The sequence below is a fragment of the Anaerovibrio lipolyticus DSM 3074 genome, from assembly GCF_900141865.1.
Lineage (GTDB): Bacteria > Bacillota > Negativicutes > Selenomonadales > Selenomonadaceae > Anaerovibrio > Anaerovibrio lipolyticus.
The window spans coordinates 60,930-85,767 of record NZ_FQYW01000005.1; the positions used below are offsets into that span (position 1 = coordinate 60,930).

The 24,838-nt window shown below is 43.2% G+C and carries 26 protein-coding genes; 4 read left to right on the forward strand and 22 right to left on the reverse strand.

The features are described from left to right. From minC to B6K08_RS02545, 10 genes are all read right to left on the reverse strand, one after another. Positions 1-648 (reverse strand): septum site-determining protein MinC, encoded by a 648-nt coding sequence (gene minC, locus B6K08_RS02500; protein WP_039207105.1) that lies wholly within the window; start codon positions 646-648, stop codon positions 1-3. A 48-nt stretch (positions 649-696) separates the two neighbouring features. Next, positions 697-2,640: a penicillin-binding protein 2 gene (gene mrdA / locus B6K08_RS02505; RefSeq protein WP_080325276.1), complete on the reverse strand. Its 1,944-nt coding sequence runs from the start codon at positions 2,638-2,640 to the stop codon at positions 697-699. A gap of 20 nt (positions 2,641-2,660) precedes the next feature. After that, entirely contained in the window at positions 2,661-3,155 is a 495-nt protein-coding gene (gene mreD, locus B6K08_RS02510) for a rod shape-determining protein MreD (RefSeq protein ID WP_080325277.1), read from the reverse strand. Next, positions 3,155-4,087: a rod shape-determining protein MreC gene (mreC, locus tag B6K08_RS02515; protein ID WP_052212589.1), complete on the reverse strand. Its 933-nt coding sequence runs from the start codon at positions 4,085-4,087 to the stop codon at positions 3,155-3,157. Before mreC ends, mreD begins: the two co-directional genes overlap by 1 nt. A gap of 1 nt (position 4,088) precedes the next feature. Continuing rightward, positions 4,089-5,126, reverse strand: a complete 1,038-nt coding sequence (locus tag B6K08_RS02520; RefSeq protein ID WP_027396376.1) for a rod shape-determining protein — start codon at positions 5,124-5,126, stop codon at positions 4,089-4,091. A gap of 101 nt (positions 5,127-5,227) precedes the next feature. After that, positions 5,228-5,914, reverse strand: coding sequence for a RadC family protein (radC, locus tag B6K08_RS02525; protein WP_039212055.1), 687 nt, complete (start codon positions 5,912-5,914; stop codon positions 5,228-5,230). Then, the gene (locus B6K08_RS02530) at positions 5,886-6,473 is read right to left on the reverse strand and encodes a Maf family protein (protein WP_039212052.1); all 588 of its coding nucleotides are present in this window, start codon (positions 6,471-6,473) and stop codon (positions 5,886-5,888) included. Before B6K08_RS02530 ends, radC begins: the two co-directional genes overlap by 29 nt. 10 nt (positions 6,474-6,483) lie before the next feature. After that, positions 6,484-6,744: a DUF4321 domain-containing protein gene (locus B6K08_RS02535; protein ID WP_039212049.1), complete on the reverse strand. Its 261-nt coding sequence runs from the start codon at positions 6,742-6,744 to the stop codon at positions 6,484-6,486. A 92-nt stretch (positions 6,745-6,836) separates the two neighbouring features. Next, on the reverse strand, positions 6,837-7,949 hold the full coding sequence (locus B6K08_RS02540) for an acyltransferase family protein (RefSeq protein WP_159446669.1): 1,113 nt from the start codon (positions 7,947-7,949) through the stop codon (positions 6,837-6,839). Between the two features lie 8 nt (positions 7,950-7,957). Then, entirely contained in the window at positions 7,958-8,665 is a 708-nt protein-coding gene (locus tag B6K08_RS02545) for a TVP38/TMEM64 family protein (protein ID WP_080325279.1), read from the reverse strand. Between the two features lie 337 nt (positions 8,666-9,002). On the opposite strand from B6K08_RS02545, the gene B6K08_RS02550 reads away from it, so the two are divergent. The 3 genes from B6K08_RS02550 to B6K08_RS02560 are packed head-to-tail and all read left to right on the forward strand — an operon-like array spanning position 9,003 to position 10,393. Beyond that, complete coding sequence (locus B6K08_RS02550; RefSeq protein ID WP_027396370.1) at positions 9,003-9,956, forward strand: magnesium transporter CorA family protein; 954 nt, start codon at positions 9,003-9,005, stop codon at positions 9,954-9,956. A gap of 17 nt (positions 9,957-9,973) precedes the next feature. After that, entirely contained in the window at positions 9,974-10,204 is a 231-nt protein-coding gene (locus B6K08_RS02555) for a hypothetical protein (protein ID WP_080325280.1), read from the forward strand. A gap of 15 nt (positions 10,205-10,219) precedes the next feature. Next, positions 10,220-10,393 carry a type II toxin-antitoxin system Phd/YefM family antitoxin gene (locus B6K08_RS02560; protein ID WP_027396368.1) on the forward strand — a complete coding sequence of 58 codons (174 nt, stop codon included), beginning with the start codon at positions 10,220-10,222 and terminating at the stop codon, positions 10,391-10,393. Positions 10,394-10,447: 54 nt separating this feature from the next. On the opposite strand, the gene B6K08_RS02565 is transcribed toward B6K08_RS02560, so the two are convergent. Further along, entirely contained in the window at positions 10,448-12,529 is a 2,082-nt protein-coding gene (locus B6K08_RS02565; protein ID WP_080325281.1) for a hybrid sensor histidine kinase/response regulator, read from the reverse strand. Positions 12,530-12,810: 281 nt separating this feature from the next. After that, on the reverse strand, positions 12,811-13,203 hold the full coding sequence (locus B6K08_RS02570; RefSeq protein ID WP_080325282.1) for a hypothetical protein: 393 nt from the start codon (positions 13,201-13,203) through the stop codon (positions 12,811-12,813). Between the two features lie 247 nt (positions 13,204-13,450). On the opposite strand from B6K08_RS02570, the gene B6K08_RS02575 reads away from it, so the two are divergent. Next, entirely contained in the window at positions 13,451-14,521 is a 1,071-nt protein-coding gene (locus tag B6K08_RS02575) for a GGDEF domain-containing protein (RefSeq protein ID WP_080325283.1), read from the forward strand. A 44-nt stretch (positions 14,522-14,565) separates the two neighbouring features. Here the strand turns inward: B6K08_RS02575 and B6K08_RS02580 are convergent, their stop codons facing one another. The 10 genes from B6K08_RS02580 to B6K08_RS02620 form a co-directional block, all read right to left on the reverse strand. Beyond that, positions 14,566-14,964 carry a 3D domain-containing protein gene (locus B6K08_RS02580; protein ID WP_234985164.1) on the reverse strand — a complete coding sequence of 133 codons (399 nt, stop codon included), beginning with the start codon at positions 14,962-14,964 and terminating at the stop codon, positions 14,566-14,568. Next, positions 14,961-15,155 carry a hypothetical protein gene (locus B6K08_RS14040; protein WP_234985166.1) on the reverse strand — a complete coding sequence of 65 codons (195 nt, stop codon included), beginning with the start codon at positions 15,153-15,155 and terminating at the stop codon, positions 14,961-14,963. The genes B6K08_RS02580 and B6K08_RS14040 overlap by 4 nt, the downstream gene beginning before the upstream one ends. A gap of 158 nt (positions 15,156-15,313) precedes the next feature. Next, complete coding sequence (locus tag B6K08_RS02585) at positions 15,314-17,200, reverse strand: type I glutamate--ammonia ligase (protein WP_080325284.1); 1,887 nt, start codon at positions 17,198-17,200, stop codon at positions 15,314-15,316. 191 nt (positions 17,201-17,391) lie between these two features. After that, entirely contained in the window at positions 17,392-18,423 is a 1,032-nt protein-coding gene (locus B6K08_RS02590; protein ID WP_080325285.1) for an HlyD family secretion protein, read from the reverse strand. A 69-nt stretch (positions 18,424-18,492) separates the two neighbouring features. After that, on the reverse strand, positions 18,493-19,128 hold the full coding sequence (locus B6K08_RS02595; RefSeq protein WP_080325286.1) for a hypothetical protein: 636 nt from the start codon (positions 19,126-19,128) through the stop codon (positions 18,493-18,495). A 91-nt stretch (positions 19,129-19,219) separates the two neighbouring features. Then, positions 19,220-20,212 (reverse strand): nucleoside kinase, encoded by a 993-nt coding sequence (locus B6K08_RS02600; RefSeq protein ID WP_234985168.1) that lies wholly within the window; start codon positions 20,210-20,212, stop codon positions 19,220-19,222. Between the two features lie 84 nt (positions 20,213-20,296). Further along, positions 20,297-21,292 (reverse strand): inorganic phosphate transporter, encoded by a 996-nt coding sequence (locus B6K08_RS02605; RefSeq protein WP_080325288.1) that lies wholly within the window; start codon positions 21,290-21,292, stop codon positions 20,297-20,299. Next, positions 21,285-21,914: a DUF47 domain-containing protein gene (locus B6K08_RS02610; protein WP_080325289.1), complete on the reverse strand. Its 630-nt coding sequence runs from the start codon at positions 21,912-21,914 to the stop codon at positions 21,285-21,287. Before B6K08_RS02610 ends, B6K08_RS02605 begins: the two co-directional genes overlap by 8 nt. 146 nt (positions 21,915-22,060) lie before the next feature. Beyond that, positions 22,061-23,302 (reverse strand): pyridoxal phosphate-dependent aminotransferase, encoded by a 1,242-nt coding sequence (locus B6K08_RS02615; protein ID WP_080325290.1) that lies wholly within the window; start codon positions 23,300-23,302, stop codon positions 22,061-22,063. A gap of 226 nt (positions 23,303-23,528) precedes the next feature. Further along, on the reverse strand, positions 23,529-24,758 hold the full coding sequence (locus B6K08_RS02620) for an aspartate kinase (RefSeq protein ID WP_027396359.1): 1,230 nt from the start codon (positions 24,756-24,758) through the stop codon (positions 23,529-23,531). Between the last annotated feature and the right edge of the window lie 80 nt (positions 24,759-24,838).

A 24,838-nucleotide genomic window follows, 5' to 3' on the forward strand; every position in this document is an offset into this window, starting at 1 on the left:
CTACCTTTCTATCGGTTCAATAATAATTTGTCCATCTTTAATGTATGCCCTTTCGGCAAAATCACTTTTCTCCATTATATCAGGAGAACGGGCAATCATATTAGCTATACGAATCTGCGTTGGCATAAGCCTGTCAGCAATAACCACGGCACTAATATCTCCCCAGGCACCGGCGTGAACCATGCCACGACAGGTCCCCCGCACATCTATACTGCCCCCGGCAATAATCTGAGCACCAGGGTTAACATTCCCCATAACCAGCACTGAGCCCTGGCTGGTGACCTCCTCACCACCACGGACAGTGTGCTCCACCACAGTCATTTCCTGGGCTTCCACATTGCCATCATGCTGAATGAAATACTGCGGTGGCATCTGTGATTGTTCATCTGTTGCTGGTGGCGGATCCTTCTTTACAGACAGCTCCACACCCAAGCCACGCTGACTTAATATTTGATTAATCCCCTTCTTGACGGAACGGTCCAAGTCAGCTACCTCCAGCTCAAACTTGGTTCCCTCCGGGAAAAAGCCTGGATTTTCGTCGAGCTTCTTTTTAATTTCAGCTTCGATTTCCTCCATGCTGGCTGAACTATCTACCAATAAACGGAAGCCATCCTTGCCCCCCTTTATGGTTACCAAATCCCTGCTCATATTCTCCCCACCTATCTTATATTAAGATAAAATGATAAAACAATAAATTTATTTTTTGCCGTTTGCAGCACCATATCCCTTGCCTGCCCCTGGGGCATTATTTACAACAGCGGGCTGCTCCTGGGCCTTGTTATTGGAATTGGAATTATTCTTCTTGTTCTTATGGGCCTGCTCTGCCTGTTTTCTCTGACGCTCCAGCTCCGCCTGCTTGGCAGGGTCCGGAATATTGAAGGCCGCCTCCAGAATTTTTCTGCCGATTGGAACCGCTGAAGCAGCACCATAACCGCCCTGCTCCACGATAACTGCCACAACAACACTTGGATTATCAAACGGTCCATAGGCCACAAACCAGCCGTGATCACGGCCATGAGGGTTCTCCGCAGTACCGGTCTTACCAGCAATTTCAATAGGAAAGCCTCTAAAAACAGATGCCGCAGTACCATATTTCGTTACGCCCTTTAAGCCCTGCTGAACCAGTCTTATATGTTGAGGCTCAACTTCCAGTTGCCCCACTACTTCCGGCTTGAATTTCTTTACGGTTTTGCCATCTGGATCCACAATTTTATCCACCAGATATGGCTTATACCGCTTGCCGTCAGCAGCAATTTCGCCCATTACCATGGCCGCCTGAATAGGCGTAACATTGTTAAAGCCCTGTCCAATGGCAGCATCAAAGGTTTCCGCCAAATACCAGTCTTCATCAAATACTTTGCGCTTGTACTCCTGAGACGCCACCAGCCCCTCTGCCTCAAACAGCAGATTTATGCCAGTAGGCTTTCCAAGGCCAAACATGCGGGCATATTTTTCAAGGCGATCAATACCGAGACGGTTACCCATCTCGTAGAAATATACATTATCGGAGTGGGCCATGGCCTCTTCAAAGTTGATATAACCAAGAGCCTCTCCGTCTGCATTTCCCTTATCTACTATCCAATGCTTACCAGAGTCAAAGATTTTTTCCTCCGGGGTAACCACATGCTCTGCCAAAGCTGCAGTACCAGTGACAATTTTAAAGGTTGAGCCCGGTGGATATTCACCAGTAATAGCCTTATTGTCCATTGGATGATTTGGATTATTATTAATGGCATTCCAATTTTTAGAGGAAATACCACCTACAAACAAATTAGGGTCAAAGGATGGACGGCTGACCATGGCCAGCACCTCTCCAGTCTGTGGATTCATAACCACCACAGCTGCTGCTTTGGCACCTACAGCCACCAGTTGTTCATCCACAGCCTTTTCTGCGGCTGCCTGAATATCCTTGTCAATGGTCAGATAGAGATCAGAACCAGGAACAGGATTTTTCTTACCAAGGATTTCCACAGGCTTACCAGTAACATCTACCTCCACCTGCTCGCCGCCGTCTTCACCGCGCAGCTCCAAGTCATATACCCGTTCCAAACCGGCCTTACCAATGATATCACCCATCTTGTATTTGTGAGGAGAATCTTTTTTGGCCTCCAGCTCAGCATCGTTAATTTCACTAACGTAACCAAATACGTGTACAGCCTGTTCCTTGTAAATATATTCCCGGATTGGCAGAACCTCCACCACTACTCCGGGATAAAGATCCTTCTGCTCAGCGATAATACTGAGTATTTCAGGACCTACATCTGTCTTTATACGAATAGGATCAAAGCCTATATGGGCATCAATCTTTTCATTTATAGTCCCCTTGGGAACCTTCAGAAGCTCTGATAGGCGATTTATAACATCATCAGAAATTGGCTCCGTCAATGGCAGCAAGGACACTGCAAAACCAGGTCTGTTAGTTACCATCATATTGCCATTTCTGTCATAAAACGTTCCACGGGGAGCTACTGCAGGCACTATACGAATGCGGTTACCATCAGCAAGACTTGCATAATGGTCACCATCATATAGCTGCAAATAACCAATGCGGCCTATCAGCACTGCAATAACCAGCACAATAATATAGCCAATTACCCGCAGGCGGCCGCCAAACTCTATATTATTTGTGTTTGTGTTCACTCAAAAAACTCCCACACTCGTTATTTCTTATCTGCTGTTTTCTTATGCAGCCATCTTACGGCACAATGTATCGGCCAAGCAAACACTATATTATAACAAATAAGAGGACCAAGCTTAGTATATAAATGTGTGAATATATTAAACCGGTACCCCAACAGCAGCATTATAGCCTCAGTCATAAGGAAAACTGCCGCCGTATTCAGGACTGATGCCGTAACTGGCAGTCCAAAGCTGTCCTTTAGCACCCTAGTGGAAAAAACGCCACATACATAACCTACAATGAGCTTGGTAAAGGCATTTAATCCAAAAAAAGTCCCTGTGGCCAGATCTTCAAAAAGACCCAGTAGAAAACCAGCAAAGCTGCCTACTTTTTTTCCATTGAGGAAGCCTATAGAGCTGGTCATCAATAATATTAAATCCGGCCCAATACCATAAAAATACACCAATGGCATAAAGGCGGACTGAAATGCATAAACTACTAAAACAAATAATAGCCAGGCCAGAAAATTCTTCATCAGTTTCCATCCCCACCTATTGGATTGCCATCCTTGTCAGTCTCCGTTCCAGGGGTCTGTTTAGGAGCAGTCAATGGCTCTGGTGGTGCTTCACGGGAGGCTGTAATGATAAGTACATCCTCCAGCTTCTGGAAATCTACAGCTGTGTAAAGATAAGCAATCTCCAAAAGGCCACCATCATCATTCTGAATATTAGCTACAGAGCCTATAAGCAATCCCTTTGGATAAACGCCACCAAAGCCTGAGGTAACAATAACGTCCCCCTCAATTACATCTGCATTGCGGGGAATGTTGATCATCTGAGGAAGCATAGGATCACTTGGATTGCCTTGAACAATACCGGCAACCCTGGACTCCGGACGCTGCACCAAGGTACCCACAGATGAGCGTGGATCAAGGATTAACTGAACCTTGGAGGCATTTGGAGAAACCTCAGTAATCACACCTACAAGGCCCTTTTCCGTTACCACAGGCATATTTTTTGCTATACCATCAGAGGAGCCACGATTAATTACAATCATACTGGTCCAAGTGGAAGACTCCCGACCAATAACCTTGGCCGGCATCAAATCAAATTGAACAGCTGTAGTCTTGTAATTAAGCATTTCCCTTAGACGCATATTTTCAGCTGCGTATTCATACGCCTGAAGATTCTGCTGGCGAAGGGTAATAACCTCTTCACGCAACTCCTTGTTCTGATAATATACAGTTGCAACTTCCCATACAGTTGTAGCCACACCGTTGACCTGGGACCCAGCCCAGGAAATGGCCCGCTGAAACGGAGCCAAAGCCGAAACTACAGCAGGACTGGTCAAAACAGGTGTCATACGGCCACGGGCGGCGAAAAAAATAATCACAAAGATACTTAGAGCTACCACCACGAGCATCCAAGTTGTCTTTCGTGCATTATTATCCCGTCTAATCCTGCTCATCTTATCTCAACTTCTTTGTAGTCATAACAACACGCTTCAGGAGCTCAATGTTCTCCAAGGAACGGCCGGTACCTTCACCAACGCAGGAGAGAGCATCCTCGGATACCAATACCGGCATACCAGTCTCATTGCTAAGGAGCTTGTCCAGATTACTGAGGAGAGCGCCGCCACCAGTCATCATAATACCATGATCCATTACGTCTGCTGCCAATTCAGGTGGAGTCTTCTCCAAAGTACCCTTTACAGCATCAATAATCTTGTATACAGGCTCACTGAGAGCATCACGAATTTCACTTGCTCTGATGGTAAGATTTTTAGGAAGACCGCTTACCAAATCACGGCCACGGATATCCATGGTCTTATCAGCATTTGGATTTACGATAGCAGAGCCAATAGTAATCTTGATCTCTTCAGCAGTACGCTCACCAATCATCAGATTATATACGCGCTTGATGTACTGTATAATCGCAGAATCCATCTCGTCACCACCGATACGGATAGAGCAGCTGGTTACAATACCGCCAAGGGAAATTACAGCGATTTCAGTAGTACCACCGCCGATATCAACTACCATGGAGCCAGTAGCCTCTTCAACTGGAAGGCCTGCACCAATAGCCGCAGCCATAGGCTCCTCAATCAGATATGCCTCACGGGCACCAGCCTGCTGGGCAGCATCGATTACAGCACGCTTCTCAACCTCGGTAACGCCGGAAGGAACTCCTACAACAACGCGAGGACGAACAAAAGACTTGGTGTTCATTGCCTTGCGGATAAAATATTTCAACATAGCCTGAGTTACATCAAAATCAGCAATAACGCCATCCTTCATAGGACGAATTGCAATGATGCTGCCTGGAGTACGCCCCAGCATGCGCTTAGCATCATCACCTACCGCCAGTACCTCACCACTATCGCTCTTTATCGCAACAACAGATGGCTCACGAAGAACAATACCCTTGCCCTTAACATGTACCAAGGTGTTTGCAGTACCCAAATCAATACCCATATCATGGGATAAACCACCAAATAAACTCCACATAAATAAATAACTCCCTTCAATATAAGTGGTAGGCATTTCGATTAATTCAAAGGCCTATATATTGTTTCTTTTAATTTGGCCCAAAAATAATGAGCCACATGTCATTGTATCATACCTTCCTCTTTAAGGGAAATATATTTATTATCTCCCAGGACAATATGATCTAGTACAGGTATATCCATTAGCTTTCCAGCCTCCATTAGCTGCCTGGTAATGTTCAAATCCTCCTTGCTGGGAGAGGGATCTCCGCTGGGATGGTTGTGAACCAGTATCATAGCCGCCGCAGAATTTTGGACAGCTGCCTTAAACACCTCCCGTGGATGAACCACTGAAGCTGTCAGACTGCCTATGGATATAATTGGCATGGACAAAATATGATGTTTGATATTCAACAGTATGATAGCAAAATGCTCACGTTGCTGAAAACGCAGCCTGGGCATTGCATAATCCGCCGCATCAGCGGGACAACGCACAACAGGTTTTTGAACTGTGGTATTTAACCCCAGTCTTTTACCAAGCTCCACCGCTGCAGCCAATAATGTGGCCTTAGCTGAGCCAATACCCTTGTACTCCATCAGCTCCTCTACAGACATTGTAGCCAGAGCCAATACCCCGCTCTCACGATGCTGACTCAGAATATCCTGAGCCAACTGCATTGCCGACTTTTCCTTGGATCCACTTCCTAGCAATATTGCCAGAAGCTCAGCGTTGCTGAGAATTCCCGGGCCATAGGCCATAAGCCTCTCCCGTGGACGGTCATCAACTGGAAGATCCTTCACCATTGTCATATAAATCAATCCCCGCTTTCCGGGCAAGACCATCAAGACAATGGAGCGGCAAACCTACGACATTGGAGTAAGAACCTCTGATTCCGTCTACAAACACAGCCGCCCTGCCTTGAATAGCATAGGCTCCAGCCTTATCAGCCGGCTCTCCAGTGGCTATGTAAGCATCAATCTGATCTGCGGATAAAGGAGAAAACACAACCTCTGTCGTTTCCCATGCCTGCCAGAACTTACCCTTCCATGCAAGAACAATACCAGTTATAACCTGGTGAGTTCTTCCGGAAAAAGTTTTTAGCATTTCTCTGGCATGCTCCTTATCCCGAGGCTTACCATATATATGTCCATCAAGGCTTACAACTGTGTCTGAGCCCAGCACCGGATATTCCGGATGCTCAGCTGCCACAGCTGCTGCCTTTAAATGCGCGTTTTGTACTACCAGCTGGTGAGGCTCCAGACCGGCATCTGTAATTTCATCGGCGTTGCTTGTTATAACCTCAAATTTACAGCCGATTTGCTCCAAAAGCTCCCGCCTGCGGGGAGATGCTGACGCCAATATTATCATCATGCACCTCTTAATAACGGCGGAACAAAATAATAGCAATTACCATACCTAAAATACTCATAAGGTTTGGTGTAAAAGACAAGCCAACAGTCAGCTTGATCACATAAAGATTCAATGTGGCCGGAGTCATATCCAGCACCGGATATGTATGAACCAGGTAAGGCATTACGCCGGACAAGGCATCCACTCCTGTCAGCAAATCGCCAATTATGCCGCCAAGAATGGCACCAATTATTACAAACACGATTAACGTGCCATAGCTTCTTTTCATTCTGTTAATAAACCTCCATTACACAATTCTCCGCTAATAATTATACAGAGTAATACAAAGCAAAATCAAGATTTTTCAAAGGTCTGGCCACGTTATTTCTTAATGGCGAAGAAAGGAAGCAGCATCAGTATTCTTCCTACCACATAGGTAACCACCAGGCCCAATATACAAGCAAAAATGTATTTTACATACACTGGCAAAGCCACCCCCATAAGAGCCCATACCACCAGCATAACCAATCCCATGTGGCTGTAGTACATAGTATAGGAATTATCACTAACCGCCTTCAAAAATCCATTGGTATAATCCAGCTTGGACTGGAACAATGCCAACAAACCAAATACAGAGGCCATGGCAAACAAGCTATGAAGGGCTGACTTAATCACCATAAATGTTACAGGAGAAGCTGTCAGCTGACCGAACAAGGCATATCCAGTATAAAATACTCCCGTAAAAATAAAGGCCGGTATCCAGACAGTGGGATCCAGTCTGAACCCCTTTTCCGTGAACCACTGCTTTCTCCAGGCATATACGCCGGCAAAGAAATATATTACATAAAGGGAAATCCTTGTGGGCTGATAAAGGAAAATTGGCCATACCTTTGACCAATTATCGTTGTTGCCACCCACCAAATAATAAGCTCCCACTGTCAAGGTGTACGACAGTATGGCAATTATCAAAAAGAACGCCTTCCCCGGAGCAGCTGGTGTGAGTTTTTCCTTAATAACTGGCTTGATTTTTGCCACAACAAACAAAAGAATATAGAGATAAAACAGAGTCCCCAAAAACCAATACTGAGTGTGAGAAAAAAGAGGTCCGAAGAAAAACACCTTATTCAAAAATTCCATAAAAGGAAGTGGCACATGTCTGGTCAAAAAGATTAGATACGTAACAGCAGGTGCCAGTATAATAACACCGAGCACCCAAGGAATAAATATCCGCATCAGCTTTGATGTCCAGAATTTTTTTGCTGGTTGTCGGGAAAGGGACATGATGCCAAAATAACCGGAAATAAAAAACATAACCGGCATTATAAAAATGTCCGCCCAGACGACAAACACAGTAAAGGACATTTGTGGATCACTTTTATCCACTGCATACCACCATTCAGGGGCATACTGCATATAGCTCATGGCTATATGAAACACTATCATCAGGCAAATAATAAATGCCTTTAAATTATCCAGAAAAAATATTCTTTTCATGATTCGTATCATTCCTCAACATTCTGCTGTTTTTTCTTGCGCTTTTCATAAAGGAGAAAAGAGCCTACCACCACCACAGCCAGCACAATATTAAATACCAGGCGATATGGATTTTCACTGGCAGTTACCGCATCATGACCAATCATGGCCTCAATGGCAGTAGATGGCAGCTTGCCGATAAGGGCCGCCAGCGTGTAATCCTTTAGCCTCATTTTACTGAGAGCACCCACTGCATTAAGCAAACCCGATGGAAGATATGGCACCAGACGGGCAATAAGCATTATTTTAAAGCCCTCCCTGCCACTCATATCATCTATTTTCTTTAAATAGGAATATTTGGCAATAACTTCCTCTGCCGCATCCCTAAATAAAAATCTCAACAACAAAAAGCTGATAACCACTCCTACTGTTTCAGCCAACCAGGCCAGAATAATTCCCGGTACAATGCCAAAAATCAGTGCATTTGCCGAAGAAAAAATAATGGCTGGGGGAAATCCTATGGCATTGACGCACAGCACCAACAGAAAGCTGAACACCATGGCCCAGGGGCCAAAGGAATTTATATAATCTGCCACCTGCTTCATATCACCGCTGAGACATACTCCCCACAGCTCATTAAAGAAGGCGGGATTTATCAGGTATATTATCAAAAACAGAACCAGCATTATTAACACTGCACCTATTTTTATAGTGGATGCAGAACGTTTCCTTTGCATAAAATTCCTCCTAAACATAACTCAACCGATTTATTATAACGCCATTGTTAAAATTTTGCTACTGGCAAAATATTATTATAAAGCAAACCATTGACGAAAGCCGACTCTGGTAGTAATATTTTAATGGTCTTTAAATATATTAAATATATATCATAAGATTCAAAATAAAATGAAAAGTTGGTGAGGAAAAATGGATACTGATTATCCTAGTCCGGAACCCCCGGGTGAATTAATAAAAAATACTGAGACCGTATCCCTTTTCTCCTGCCATTATTTTATAAAATAACAGTATTCTGCAAGGGCTTATGGTCTCTTTCAAATGGAAAGGAGTACCATAATGCTCAAAATTTACAAATCACACGAGAATGGTCCTCTCACTGAATTAAGTCTGAAAACCTTGGAAAACGGTGCCTGGATTAACATTGTTGCCCCTACACCATACGAATTGAAAGTGGTAGGCAACCTTACCGAGGTTGAGCCTGATTTTCTCCGTTCAGCACTTGATGATGAGGAACGCTCCCATATTGATATTGAGGACGACAGTGTCATGATTTTGACCAATGTTCCTGTCATTCGGGAAGAAGGCGGCTACGATACTCTGCCTTTGGCCATTATTGTCACTGAAGAATATATCATTACCGTATGTCTGGAAGAAACCCCTGTGCTTTCATATTTCAACGAAAAGAATGCCCGGTTCTTCCGCACCTTCAAAAAGACCCGGTTCCTGTTCCAGATTCTTTATCGGTCTGCCACCTTCTACCTTAGCTATCTGCGACAGATAAGCAAGCAGTCCGATGAAATTGAGCGCAACCTACGTCATTCCATGAGAAATCAGGAAATTCTGAAGCTCCTGGAATTACAAAAATCACTGACATTCTTTAACGCTTCCCTGCGATCCAACGGTGCGGTGCTGGACAAGCTCATGCGCCTAAGGACCAACTCCACCATGCAGCCTATGCTGAAATATTACGAGGAAGACGAGGATTTGCTGGAGGACGTTATCATCGAGAATAAACAGGCCAAGGAAATGGTTGAGATGTACAGCAAAATCCTTGCCCGTCTGGCAGATACCTTCTCCTCTATTATTTCCAACAACCTAAATCAAGTCATGAAATTCTTGGCTGCTGTCACCATTTTGTTGGCAATACCAACGGTTATATCCAGTTTTTTCGGCATGAATGTGCCTGTGCCAATGTCAGAAAGTACTTGGGCTTTCAGCTATATCTTTGGCATTGCCGGTATATTGGTGGTTATCTGTGGCTATTTGCTGTGGAAACGGGATATGTTCTAAAATAAAGGAGGTTCACCATGGCCACAATGACTGAATCACAGCTTAGGGCTGGCGTAATCTTCGGTGACAATGAAACGGCAGAATTCGTCTACATGCCTGCCAGTGAGCTTGGCGTGGAGCATCCCATATGCGTATATGAGTACGAGGCTGCCAGAGAGGATATGGACCTTGAGGAAGCCATCAAAACCATTCGCCTCAGAAGCCTGCGACCTACCAGCCATCCAAGGCTTGGAAAAACCTCATGCTAAAAGGAGGGGTTATATATGATAGCTGTTCCATCATCTGATTTTTTGAAGGAATTTACCATCTATGCTGATAAAGCCACAGATGAAAAAGAAACAATTTTCGTACAGCGCTCCAATGACAAAAATCTGGTGGTTATGTCAATGGATGCCTACAACGAAATACAGAAAAAATTATACGAAACGCAAAAATAGACTGCAAAAGCAGTCTATTTTTATTGGAATATTTTAATATTATACAGATAAATCTTAAACAAGCAGAGATTTCAGTATAGCAAACAATCTCTCCACGTCAATAGGCTTGGCAAGATGCTCGTTCATACCACAGGCAAAAGCCGCCTGACGATCCTCAAAGAAGGCGTCTGCTGTCATAGCAATAATAGGCACATCCTTCTTGCCTTCCTCCTCCAGAGAGCGAATCCTACGGGTGGCCTCATAACCATCCATAATAGGCATCTTTATATCCATAATGATTACGTCATAATGCTTTGGTGGGTGATTCGTAACCTTGGTTACTGCCACTTCTCCATTTTCAGCCAGATCCACAAAGAACCCTGCTTCCTCAAGAATGGTAATGGCAATCTCCTGATTCATCTTGTTATCCTCTGCCAACAGGATGCGTCTGCCCATAAACTCTTCCAAAGCAATGGAATGTTCCTCTGTATCCGTATCACGCATGCTCATAGCACCCTTAATGGACTTCTTCACATCCGACAGGAACAGAGGCTTTTCTATAAAGGCAGAAGCCCCAGAGCTGTAAGCTGCTTCCTCAACACCGGAATACACACCATCTGTTATAATGAATATTGGTGCAGCGTTGCCCACCAGCTGACGAAGCTGCTTCACTATCTCAAGGCCGCCAACTTTATCATCTATACGCCAGCTGACAAAGTATGCATCGAATTCCTCGCCCTTATCCTTTGCCTGTTCAGCGAGAAGCAGTGCTTTATCCCCGGACATGGTACTCTCAACTCCGGAACCCAAGGTTTCAAGGATTCCCATAAGGCTGTGGCAAGTATCATCGGAATCAACCACAATAAGAGCCTTTTTCCCCACCACTTCTGGCAGTTGTTCTACATCGCCATCCACATATACATCGCTTTGCAGCTTCATATCCAGATGCAGCAGCACCTGAGTTCCTTCTCCCTGGGTACTGTTAATAACTATATCGCCACCCATGAGATCAATTATATTTTTGGTAATGGCCATACCAAGACCAGTACCCTGAACCACATTACTTGCGGTATTGTTTTCGCGCTCAAAAGGCTCAAAGATATGCTCCACAAATTCAGGACTCATACCAATACCGTTATCCCTAATCTCAAAATCAATGGACACATGGTCTTCCTTGTGGGAAGGAACCTCACTGATGGTAACAGTTACATCACCACCCTGGTTGGTATATTTAACAGCATTGCTAATTAAATTCAAGAGCACCTGATTAAACCGCAGCCGATCACAGAAAATCCGCTCATGAACTACACCAGCGGTTTCCATCAAAAAGTTTATTTCCTTGGCAGCAGCCTGACCCTGAATGATATTCTTTATATCATTCATCATATCGCCCAAGGACTGTGGCAGCTCCTCCAAATGAACCCGACCATCCTCAATACGGGTAATATCAAGTACATCATTAAATAGGCTGAGAAGATGCTTACTGGATGCAGTAATCTTATCCAGATAAGCCTGGACACGTTCAAACTCCTGAAGATGACTTCCTGCCAGCGTTGCAAAACCGATAATTGCATTCATTGGGGTGCGGATATCATGGGACATATCATATAAGAACTGCCGCTTGGACTTATTGGCATTTTCAGTGCGAACCAAAGCATCCTTCAGATGAACATTTTCAATCTGAAGGGCAAAAATCTTACCTACCTTGGAAAGGGAATTCTTATCCTCATCAGACCAGATACGGTTCGTATTATGGATATCCATAACGCCAACAAGGCCCCATAGCTCATCCATAACCACAACAGCATAATAAAGAACAGAATTGTTAAAATTCTCCCCTAAAAAGGACAGACCTTCAGTACCAACGGAGTTTTCATCCAAAACCTGAATGAGATTTTTGGCTTCCTGGCTGTCAACCTCAAACTTAGCACCGCTTAGCTTGTCATCGCCGGCCTCAAAGCTTACCTCCGCCACTGAAATACTATCACCAGCCGAGTTTCTGGTCATCACAAAAGCAAGACCGCAGTCCATACTTTCCCGCAGAGCTTTTAGCAGCTCCCTGTTGTGGGACTCAGCATTATCCTTTCCTTCGGTAAACCGCCATAAGTATTCTTTTAAGCATGTATCAAGAGCAGATACCCTTTCCGCAACACCCATAAGGCAAGTGCCTCCCCTAAACTAATGTAAATTAAAACATAGTTTTACTCTTATACTATATTTTCCTAAATTTTCCTCCTATAGTCAAGGGAAAATAAAGCGTGGAAAAAAATAGAGCCCATAAAAAGGCTCTATCTTTCTTATAACGCCATTGTTCAAATTTTTCTTCTTTAGAAGAAAAATCTTCCAATTAGCGTTTCAACGAGCTGGGAGATATGCTCGCCAGCTGTTGTAGTTTGTTTTCCCCCCACCTAAAGAGGTGGGGGACATCTTAAAGCTCGTTATAATATATCATCAATGGTAAGACGCTTCATTTTCTCCCGAGGAATGGCAATGCGCTTAGGCATAGTACGGCTCATAACATACTCATTATCGTCAATTTCTACAATAACACCCGGGTGTTTTTCCAGTACCTTATCTATCTTGGCAAAAATATCCAAAATCTCTTGTTTACACCCATACACTCGATTAATCATATAAATAGTTTCAGGCTTTTGAGCATAGAATATATGCCCCTTCTCATCTTCAAGAAGCACCAACAGACGACGTAAAAAACTTTTTGGAACAGCATTACCTATAGACCGTACATCATAACTATCACGAACAGCATCTGAAATACTGGCAAATGGAAGCAATTCCGTTTTGTGATGAACCTCCTGTAAATATGTATACATACAATCACTCGCTTTCCTTTTCACAAGAACAATAATATAGCGTTCAAAAGTTATATTATCAATTTATAAATATCAAATTAAAAAAATTATAAAACTTTACATATTTTTTTAAGTATTATACTATATAGTACCTATTATCGTATAGAAAAATTTTATAAAATTTTTCTTTGGGACCTTATGCTTACTTCTATTATTTATTATTATTTCATGATATAATACTCAAGGATTGTTTTTTAGGAGTATCAAAATGTCTTTTTATTCAACAGTTGTACTTATTACTATTGTGCTTAGCATAATAATGATTGTACATATCAACAATTCAAATATAGTTACAGAGAATGCACGAAAAGGTTTTTGTATTAGCTTTACCATTATCATCTTCGTTTCTTTTTTGGAATGGCTTACATATTTTGCTGATGGTAAACCGCTATTTCCTATATGGCTTCATACTCTATTCAGTGCAATAGAATTCAGTATTGCCCCCAGCCTAGTGGTGTTGTGGGTATATGCCATAGGTAATATAAAGCATAGTCGTATTGTTATTATGTTCCTGCTGCTCCATGCATTGATAGAATTTTCCTCTATCTGGACCGGCGCCATATATTACATTGATGAGGGAAATCATTATTGTCGTGGTGAGTATTACTTCATATATATAATCTGCTACACCACAGCCATTGCAGTAATGTTCTTTGAGGCATACTATTTCTCACGGAAATACCAAAACCGTAATCTCAGTTCTCTCATTGCAGCCTTCAGTTCTCTGTTTATTGGTATTGTTGCCAATACAATGGACGGCGACGTAAAAACGGCCTGGCTATCCGTAACCACCTGCTGCGTGCTATTTTATATCTACTACATTGAATTGGTGGTTCAAAGTGATGGCCTGACCGGACTGTTAAACCGTCGTTCCTATGAGAACCATTTGGCTAACCTGAACTATCGTACAGCCGTTATAATCTTTGACATAGACAAATTTAAGAGTGTCAACGATACCTATGGACATGCCTATGGGGATACGGTATTGAAAAAGATTTCCAAGGCTATTATACGTTGCTACCTGTCTCGGGGATTATGCTACCGTATTGGTGGAGACGAGTTCTGTGTAATTCTGAACAAAAACAGCTTCCACAGCGAGTCAACTGTCATTAAACTTAATAAACGCTTTAATGCTCTTCTGGATGAGCTACGCCGCAAGGAGCCAAGCCTTCCTACTGTATCAGTTGGCTATGAAATCTTTAATACTGAAAATGAAGTAGCCGACATAATACATAATGCGGATACCATGATGTACACCAATAAAAACAGCAACCGCTGATATTCTTTAGCAACTAAAAATGCGACCCTTCAGGGCCGCATTTTTTATTCTAAAATATAAATCTCAATATCCTGTCTACCAAAAGCCATTGCTTCTGCGTGTGTATCAAATGCAATATCAATAATGTTACCAACTATGTTACCACCACAATCCTCGGCTACAGCCTCACCATAACCAGGAATATACACCTTGGTCCCCATCGGAATAACATTTGGATCCGAAGCAATTATTCCCTTTCTTACCGCGGTGCCCAATGCTGTTACGCCACTGGTTTCCTCGGGACTGTATGCTGTTGCGTGAACAAACACAGCCCGTCCCCCTTCAATGCCCCTATCAATATCTCTTTCCTGAGCATAAGGGTCCAAACGTTTATAGGTCTGTGGACCACAAATACCATCTACTACCAGCCCTTCAGATTTCTGAAATGCTTTAATTGCCTTCACCGTTTCCGGTCCACAAATGCCGTCTTCTTTACCAGAAAAAAACCTTTTTCCTTTAACAATGCTTGTACTGTTACCACATCTGCGCCAGTTGAGCCTTCCTTGACTAAAATACCGGACGCCAGAGCTGAAGCACAAAACAGCATAACCATTGCACAAATCAATGTGCAAATACTCAGCTTGCCAAATCTCAAAAAATCACCTCTCTTTTCAATTAAAACACAGACTTATTCTATCATATTCCTTATAATTGCGTCAAATTTTCAGACAATTCAAGGGTCCCCAATAAAAGGACCCCCATACCGAAGAATAATCTTCATAATATGGGGGTCATTAAGGTGGTAAAGGACTCTTAAATTATATTTTTAACATAAGCATCATAGAGAGACTTAAGCTCCTCGATACGGTCGTACATTTCCACCTGCAGGCCGGAGGCCATTTCATAATCGCCCTCGTTAAGAGCATTAATCAGCAGAGTGAAGAGGGACTTCTCATCAATACTGTCCTTGGCCAAATAATAACGGAGCTCATTGATCTTGTTCCAATTATAAGCATCCTGGTCAGTAACATACTCGGACTTAATCTCCTTGGCAGCGCGAACAATGTCACGGTTCTCAGGAATAATACGGGCAATCAGCTCAGTCTTCCAACGGATAAGAGCACCCTCCTTGAAGGCCTCAATGATTGCATCAGTAAAGGCACCAGAAGAAGTAATTGCTTCACGCTTGTCAGTGTACTTATCGAGAGCAGAAAGGTTGTCCCATACAGTTGCAGGTGGAGCACCAAAGAGGCGGTTGCGTTCTTCAGCGGTATAATCCTCAAATACATCCTCCTCAGAACGATATGCCCTATCCTTCTCCAGATAATCAGCTTCCTGTCCAGCTTCCTTGGAAAGCTCAGCAAGAAGTTCCTTAGTGGTCTTTGTGACAGAATAGCGAACACCATCCAATACTGCAGAATAGATAGCTGACAATACCAGATAAGTATCAGTATAAGGGTTGCAGGCACGAAGCTCAAAACGGGTAGCTGCCGGATTGGTAACGTCACGAACCAGGCCTGCCAAAATAGTACGATTACGGGATGGAACCTCAGGAGTATGGCCCAGGGAAGTAACGATACATACAGGTGCCTCAAATCCTGGCTTCAAACGGTTAAGGGAATCATTTGTAGCAGAAACAAAAGGATTAATAACCTCATAGTTCTTCAGAAGGCCCATAATAGCGCCATAACCAACAGCACTCATGAAATCAGCTGTCATTTCCTTTGGTGCAAAGAGATTTACGAAGGAACCATCCTCCATAATTGCAGCCAGACCGATATGTGTATGCTCACCGTTACCAGCAACACCAATCATCGGCTTTGCCTTAAAGCTAACCTCTAAGCCGTTGAGACGGAAGGTCTGCTTAATAATAGTACGGGCCAAAAGCTCGTTATCAGCTGCCTGAAGTGCATCATCAAAGCGCCAGTCAACCTCAATCTGCTCACAAACAGAGGTCATATTGCCACCCTTATCCATCTGAGCCTTGATACCGCCAACTTCCTTGTGTCCCATCTCAACATTAAGGCCATAATCATCAAGACGCTTTACAGTCTGCTCCAAAGCAGTACGAACAATACCATGGGTTCTCTGCCAATACTGCTCCTGCATAACCTGGGAGGCAAACATTTCATCCACATGCACATGGGAAAGAGGAGTCTTTACCCAAAATTCCAGCTCTGTGGCAGAAGTAAAATTGATGTCCTTAATCTTGCTGCAATCAATGTGCTCCAAGCCGGAAACCTGTGGATGCTTGTGGAAAATATCCAGTAATTCCTTTTTTACAAAGGTCAGTGTATCAGCTAAAACTGAACGAGAATCTACGCGCTTGCCCTCGTGGATAAGAAATGCTGGAATGCGGAGAGTACCTACTGGGAGGCCAGTCTTCTCATCGTAATTTTCAAAATTGTAGTCAACGAACCAATTTACGCTAGGATCAATTGGCATATCAACCTTGGCATTATTCAAGGTAGCAATACCGGAAAGAACTACGGAAGAACCATCAGTCTGTACGGCACGACCAGAATAGAAATCATCCATATCCTTCAGGAAAACCCGCATAGGAATTTTCTCATCAGTATCATTACCAGCAAGATCAATACCTACCAAAGATACATACATGATTTCCGGATGAGCCTTTAATGTTGCAATGATTTCTTCCTTCTTGGAATTTGCTGGGATGACAAATAATAAATCTTCCATAACCTTTACCACCTTTTCATAAATTAATATTTACAATAGCCTCAATACAATAGTTATCTGTAAACAAGCAAAAAAACCACACAGACGACAAAATATGTAGTCTGTGTGGCATCATCGCCATAAAATATGCAATTTGTTTACAAGACAGATATTAGCATAATGAAATCATTTTTGCAAGGATTTTTTTGATTTTATTTGCTGAGTCTTAAATCCACATTGTTACCAAAATGAATTCCATCCTTTGCTTCCCGCGGGATAGCTATTTTCACCACGATCTTTCCGGACGGATATGGGCTTGTATAACCTGCTTCACTGTTGGCGGTATTACTATCCTGAGATTCTCCATCCCCCTCCGGAGAAATCACCTCAACAATAGTCCCCTCATATTTCTTTCTATCCACAAAGAAATATGCCAACTGTCCCAAAACAGCATAATCACTTTCATCAGGATTCAGATAAGCCTCAACCCAAATATCATTATCGTTACCTACGAAGGCGACCACATCTCCGGCCTTTATTTCTGTGCCGGTTTCAATGCCATTAAGATACACCACACCATCCACGGGAGCTGTAATCTCTGTAGCACTACTGCTGGTCTTGGCCTGTTCTAAAGCCATACGGGCCTGATTTACCTGAAGCTCTGCCCGTCTTACAGCCTCTTCATTTGGTGGCTGATATGAGGATTCGTAAGTAACAGAACTGGAACCGCCACCACGGGACAATACTGCCTGATACTGAGCTGCAGCTTCATCACGCTGAATTCCACTTACAGCCCCCATTTCATAAAGTCTGTTCATCTGATCCAGCTTGTTTTTGGCATTTTCGATTTCAGCAGATGATGCACCACCACCTCCTGAATGAACCACCGGACGCTGAATCATAACTCCCTGCTTTATCTGAGCCAAGTTCTTTTCTGAGAGCTCCAAGGTCTGTTCCATCTGCCGTATCTGCTCATCAGTAACTGTTACCTCAATGCGGGCAATTACATCTCCAGCCTTTACCGTATCTCCATTATGAACCATTACCTCAGTAACGCTTCCAGGGGCACCGGCTCTGGCCCCTACCATATTTCCGGCAATCTTGGCATCATATATATCCAGATTTCCCCAGCAGTACATTATGTACCACACCAGGCTGGAACATAGTAGAGCCAGGGCAATAACCCCAGCCAATCCGTATTTAATAACTAATTTTGCTTTATCAGTAACATCTATTTCTGCCAAAACAAACCTCCAAAATAAATGGGAATCTGTGACTATACACAGACTCCCAATATATGTACAAAACTAATATCAAAGGCCCTCAAGCTCACAGCCTATAAGCTGTTTTGCCACATCTGTCCAAGTATTACTTATGGTCTTATGGCCCATAACGGCCATCACATCAATACCCGATTCCTTGGCCAAACGACTTGCCTTGACTATATCCATAATTTTATACCGCTGCTCAATGAGTGCAGCCACCGAAGCCCTATCAACACCATATCTTTGGTTTATTCGGTCAATAAGAGCATTGTTACGGTATACCCTCACCAAATCCTCGGAAATTCCCAGAGCTTCAGATACATCAATCCATGTATTATCATTCGTTTTCAAATCAGCAATGCTGTCAAAGGACTTATCTGTCAACTTGGCCATAAAGGCGATTCGACAGGCATCCTCAAGGCATCCGTTCTCATTGCAGTATTTCATCACAGCACCATAAGGCACACCATAATGATTGGCGATAGTAGCCGCCAGCTCATTTCTGTCAGCCCAACGCCGCGGCACCTGATAAAGCACCCTGGTCTGGGTCTTTTCTGCATGAATACACTTACTATCCGCAGAGGCCTCAACCTGCTGACAAAAACCTGATATAAATACCAAAGAACTTACGAGCAATAATCCAGATAAAAACCTAACACCATAATTACGATTCAGCTTTACCATAGGAGTCACCCCTCTACGCCTTTCTTTATATTATACCACGCAGACAGCAATAAGTCCTTAAATAAAAATTAAAAGCTAAAAACTGGATACATTAACTTACATCAAAACAGGAACCGCCTATAAATTCCCGTATAAGGGAGTTGCACGGAATATCCCGCTGATCATATATTGATTTGAAATTACGGCAAAAAGCCAGAAGCTCCTGCCCCTTTTCATATGATTTTTCCTCCGGGGATATTTCCGACAGCATATACATAACATGATGACGCAAAGCTCCCAGCTCATAAATCAGCGCAGAATTAAACATGACATCTGCATCGTCCTGATACGGAAAAATATATTTTTCCTCACCCGCCCTGACGCCAGCCCACAGGGAAATAGTACTGTCAGCCGTACGCCCCCGTGTGCGGAAATCGCGGACTATACGACGCAAAAGACGTACCCTGGAGGTGGAAATTCTGGTATTCTCATCCATATTCAGCTGATTTAAGGCACTTACATAAATTTTAAACTTGTGGTCTCTAGGAATGGCACTGGTGAGCTTTTCATTAAGTCCATGAATTCCCTCTATAATAATAGGCTGGTTCAATGCTATTTGCCGTACATTGTCCGGATTCATTTCCCTTATACCCTTTTTGAAGTTAAAGGTTGGTATAATTACCTTTTCACCATCCATAAGGGAGGTAAGCTGTTTATTAAAGAGCTTTATGTCCACAGCATCTATGGACTCAAAATCGTAGGAGCCATCTGGCAGCTTAGGTGTATCCTCCCTATTGACAAAATAATTGTCAATTGAAAGGGAAACTGGCTCCAGGCCCATTACTCTGAGCTGAACTCTAAGCCGTTGGGCAAAGGAGGTTTTTCCCGAAGATGATGGTCCGGCTATTAAAATAAGCCGATTGTTTTTTAAGTCTCCGGTAATACGGTCTGCAATATTGGCAATCTTCTTTTCATGCAGTGCCTCTGATACGCGAATTAAATCGCTGATACCGCCATTTTCAATTATTGCATTTAAATCAGAAACGTAGGAACAATGCAAGATTTTTGCCCATTCCTTTGCTTCCTCCAATACTTCCTTAAACATAACCCCCACCATCCTTTAGTCTATATATACAAGAAAAGTGACCGCTTGTGACAGTCACTTTACATCGTTATTCTCATGCCGGAATCATTCAAAAAGTACCATCAAAAGGCCATAGCAAATGGCTCCCATGGCAGCAGTACAAGGGATAGTAAGTACCCAGGCCATAACCATCTGCTGAGCTACACCCCAACGGACAGCCTTAATTCTCTTGGCCGCCCCCACACCCATAATGGAGCCTGATACCACATGGGTGGTACTTACAGGTAAATGAAGCAACGTGGCCGTAAAAATAGTAATAGAAGAATTCAAATCTGCTGCAAAGCCGTTTATAGGCTCCAGCTTAATAATCTTACCGCCTACAGTTTTAATTATACTCCAGCCACCTACGGAAGTACCAACAGCCATAGCAGTAGCACAAAGCACCTTTACGATAAGAGGAACCTCAAACTCCTGCAGTACTCCACCGGAAACCAGCGCCAAAGTGATAATACCCATTGATTTCTGGGCATCATTGGAGCCATGGGAAAAGGCCATGGTAGCAGCAGTAATAATCTGCATTTTCTTAAAGCGGTGATTTACCTTGGATGGGCTGGAATTCTGGAAAAACCTGAACATCAGGTTCATGATGATATAACCAACCACCATGCCCACCAACGGAGATGTTACCAATGCAATAACAATTTTTCCGATACCCGCAAAATTAAGACCTTCCATGCCCATATCAGACATGAGAACGCCGCCAATAAGTCCACCCACCAACGCATGGGATGAGCTGCTCGGAAGACCAATCTTCCATGTCAGCAAATTCCAGATAATAGCACCTGTCAGCGAAGCTATTATAATAGGTTGGTCAATATGTCCCACCACTATATCGCCACCGATGGTTTTGGCTACGCCAGTGCTGACCATAGCACCAAAGAAGTTCAGTACTGCAGCCATCATAATGGCACGGCTTGGTGAAATAGCCCGGGTGGACACAGATGTGGCTATAGCATTTGCAGTATCGTGGAAACCATTTATAAAGTCAAATGCCAGGGCCAATAGAATAACTATAATGATAAAAGGATGTAAATCAAGCATACTTCATTACCACGCCTCTAAGCAAATCTGCCATTTTCTCGCAGTGATCCAAGGTATCCTCCAAATCTTCAAGTAAATCCTTCCACTTGATAAGCTCGATAGGATCCTTTACCTGAGCAAAAAGATAAGCCAGCTCACTTCTAAATATATGGTCACCCTCACTTTCAAGCTTGCTGACTTTACTGGTCAGGCTGAGAAGCTCATCCTGATTCTTGCTGATTTCCGGCAACAGCTCAAGCACCCTTATAATTTTCTGGGTACACTCAATAAGAAGCTTTGTCAATCTGATGGCCCCCTCCCGAGCCTCACCAGTATGATAGATAACAATACGCTGCAAAATGCCCTGCAACAGGTCTACGCCATCATCCAGGCCATTGGCAATGGCATAAATATCCTCACGGTCAATTGGGGTAATAAATGTCTGATTCAGCTTGTCAATTATCCGATCATTGACTCTGTCCGCCTTATGCTCAATATCATTTATCTCCTTGACCTTTATATCAGCTTTACGGTGATCCACCATAACCTCATCCATCAAAAGTGAGCCCTGATAGAAAAATTGCGCACTTTCCAAGAAAAGATCATAAAATTCGGAATCACCTTTTCTGTTGAAATTAAACATAGTAACCTCCCTAACCAATCCCAATCTACTATAACTATAACACATAACAGAGCCTTTTAACAATAATTTTCCCCACAGCAAAAGAGGAGATACCCCACGATATCTCCTCTTTATTAGTGTCATAATTAGGGATTATGGTCCTATGATTATCCCTCAACAGCCTTTAACGCTTTCAGCACCTTTGCAGCCATTCCGTACATTTTTGCTTTTGGAATGGAGCAAACAGCTATACGAACGCCCTTCTTCAATGGAACAGCAAAAATCAAATCCTCATGCATCTTCTCGCACACTGCAGCAGAGTCCTTTGCAGGAACAGAGATAAAGAAGCCAGCCTTATATGGCAGAGCCTTTAACCCGCATTCCTCAGCTTCCTTCATAAAGATGGCCGCTCTGTCGCGAATCACACTGTAAAGCTCATCACGCTCTTTTTCAAACTGGGCCAGCATTGCACTATCCTGCTGAATGGTGGTGAGCAGGGTCTGGGCACCACGGTTAATATTGGACCAAGTAGCACGACCAGTAAACTTGGTAACGTTCTTAAATTCCTCAATAAGCTCTGCACTTGAAGAAAGTCCAATAAGAGCACCAGTACGCTGACCATACATGGTATACCCCTTGGACATGGAGAAGGCAAACATTACAAAGATGTTTTCCGGAAGATTGCTGAACTGCTTCATAAAACGACGGGTTTCATTCTTCTCCCCGGCATAATCGATATAGGCGATATCCACCATCAGATTAACCTTCTTGCCCTTGGCAGCCCATGCCTTGGACATATCAATAACCTTTGTCCACTCCTCATCAGTAAGGCTATAGCCAGTTGGGTTGTGGGCAGGAGTATTGATAATCAGCAGCAAGGAATCCTGCTTTGCAAACAACTCCTCCACCTTGGCTTCCAGAGCCTTAACATTGTAATTCATATTTTCGTCAAACAGCTGATAGGTAGCAAGGCTACGGCCAGCCTCCTGGCAGAGAGGATTATAGGTCCCCCAGAACCAGTCAGATGTCAACACCTGGTCTCCGATTTCAGAATAATTCTGGATAGCCATATGCAGTGCTCCTGTTCCACCAGAAGTAGCACACGCGGCAATATGGCCCTCAGGCTTATTATCAGCGAAGGTCAGGCCGATAACAGCCTCCAGATATGCTGGAAGTCCGGCAGGTGGTGCATAAGCAGCCACATCAGAAATCTTCAATCCTCTAAAAGCCTTTTCCATAGTAGGGAGACAGGCCAGCTTGCCATCCTCACCTATTATAGAACCAACAGTGGCATTGGTAACCTTTTCAGCACCATGAACCTTAATAGCTTCGTTGCAGGCACCACTCGCGCCAAAAATAACGTCTACCAGCTTTTTACCAACCCGATGTGAAGCAACCTGTGAACTCATACATTATCAGCCTCCTTAAAATAAAAAATATTATTACTCTTTTAAATCATTATACCACTTTTATTCTATTTTTCCTTTATTATATTTAAAATAATATATATTACCTATTAAACATTTTTATACGTAATATGTATCATTTTATATATATGCCATTCAACCCGCAAAAATAGGAGAATGTCCATATAACAGACATCCTCCCTTCTTATATTCAAAAGCCGTATTTTTTTTACTTCTCAGGGAAAAATTCCTTGTGAATTGCATTGGCTGCTTCGCTCAGCTCGGACCCCTTAATAAGGCAGCTAATGCTGATTTCAGAGGTACTTATGGCATCAATGTTAACATTGGCATCAGCCAGTGCGCCAAACATTCTTGCAGCAATACCTGGGTTACCCAGCATTCCGGCACCAACAATAGATACCTTTGCCACATCCTCCTCAATGAGAACAGCAACTGCATGGAGCTTTTCTGCTACAGCATCCACAGTCTTTTTGGTCTCTGGAAGATCATCAAGAGTGGTGGTAAATACCATATCAGTAACATTTTTCTCAATGTTTCTGATACTCTGAACAATCATGTCTACTGCTATATTTTTGTCTGCCAGAGCAGAGAAAATTTCCTTTGCGATACCTGGATTATTAGGAACGCCAAGAACTGCAATTTTTGCTACGTTTTTATCATGAGCTACGCCACGAATCAAGAAATCCTTCTCTTCCATTGTATATGCCTCCCTAATCATTGTGCCTGGTGTGTTTGTAAAGGTTGAACGAACATGAATTGGAATATTAAAGTATTTACCCATTTCCACAGAGCGTGGCTGCATAACGCCAGCTCCTAAACGGGCCATTTCCAACATCTCGTCATAAGTAATTTCCTGCATTTTTCTGGCATCAGGAATAAGACGGGGATCAGCTGAGTAAATACCATCAACATCAGTATATATTTCACAGGAATCTGCCTTCAGGGCACCAGCCAAAGCCACAGCAGAGGTATCAGAGCCGCCACGTCCCAAGGTTACAGGGTCTCCATGCTCATCAACCCCCTGGAAGCCGGCAACGACAACTATATTGCCCTTATCCAGCTCTTTCTTTACTCTGGCAGGCTTAATATCAAGAATCTTGCCCTTGGTATGAACGGAATTTGTTTTCATACCAACCATCTGACCCGTAAGGGAAATAGCCTTCTGTCCCAATGTGCGGAATGCCATGGTAAGAAGGGATATAGAAACCTGTTCACCAGTGGTCAGCAGCATATCCATTTCACGGGTATACTGATATGGATTTGGATTAATCTGTTTTGCCAGTTCAATCAACTCATCTGTAGTATCGCCCATTGCAGAAACTACCATAACAATCTGATCTCCCGGCTGTTTTTCGGCGATGATTCTCTTGGCCACATTAAGGATTTTTTCAGTGGTTCCCACTGATGAGCCGCCAAACTTCTTAACAATAAGAGCCATATTTACCTCCTATGATTCAAAGCAAACATCGTAAGTAACGGAATTAGCAAAATCCGCACTAAGTAGACATTTGTTTTGTA